This is a genomic window from Halorubrum sp. Atlit-26R (assembly GCF_003666015.1).
Lineage (GTDB): Archaea > Halobacteriota > Halobacteria > Halobacteriales > Haloferacaceae > Halorubrum.
On sequence record NZ_QPLT01000094.1, the window covers coordinates 1 to 1,054 of the forward strand.

The 1,054-nt window shown below is 42.3% G+C and carries 2 protein-coding genes; both read left to right on the forward strand.

The features are described from left to right. Nucleotides 1–382: glycosyltransferase (locus tag DVK07_RS19475; RefSeq protein WP_147441246.1), on the forward strand; the 382-nt coding region annotated here is incomplete at its 5' end. A 67-nt stretch (nt 383–449) separates the two neighbouring features. Then, nucleotides 450–1,054 (forward strand): glycosyltransferase family 4 protein (locus tag DVK07_RS19480; protein ID WP_147441247.1); only part of this gene is annotated, 605 nt, incomplete at its 3' end.

Consider the following 1,054-nt stretch of genomic DNA (forward strand, 5'->3'; position numbering starts at 1 on the left):
TGATTATATTAAGCGGATGGAGAGTATTGATAATATTGAAATTCTACCTAGACTCACAGAAGAGGAACTAGCGGACGAAATGTCTGGTGCTACAGTTCTTCTCGCTCCGTTCCAGTACGAAGGGTTCGGAATGGTAATTATCGAGTCATTCTCTTCAGGAACCCCAGTAGTAGGTCTTAATCATGGTAATGTTGGCCAATTACTATCGAAACCCCCTCTTGGAGTTCGATTGAACCAGCTAGATGTTAACGAATGGAAGGACTCAATCAAAACAATTAGAACGACAACTGATGAAGATGTATTGAGAAATGAAGCGAGAAGGTACAGCTGGGATCGAATTGCCCGCCAGTATGACTCCGTTTATGAGAGAAACGCCAAGTAATTTGGTCACTGGTATTCGCCATCAAAACAGCTATTTCCTATGTCCAAGTAGGGGGTGGTAGATTAAAATGTCAGAGCGGAAAATTACAATTTTCACAGTTTCTGACCTTTCCTCGGTACAAGGTTCAACCGAGGCCCACTACGTAGCTAAATTTCTAACTGATCAGTACGACACCCACATATATTCACCAACAAATCCAGAGATCTCGGATGTAACCTTCCACAAGATTCCGTCTGCCTCATTTCTTCCCGCACTGATATTATATAACATCATCTTGGTTCCGTACTTTATTATACAGAATTACAAGAATAGATACGATGTCATTTACACGTACGATGGATTCCATCTAACTCCCTTCCTCATGTCGGTGCTTGGCGATTCTACATGGATCGCAGATTTCCAGACAAAACCCACCGGGCAAGGAAAAGAGTGGAAGAAGTCCTCCAACGGATATAATATGATCGTGGCAGCCTACTATAATTTCACCGACGTTTTATATAAATTAACTCTTCCACGCGCCGGTTCGATAATCACATTGAGCGAGCCAATTAAAGACGACCTTGTGACCAATTATGGAGTAAGCAAAGAAAAGACATACATCGTTCCACTTGGGGTCAATTCCTCAACATTCGAACCCAAAAACCTCCGGGAAATGCCAGATAAGCCATTTGA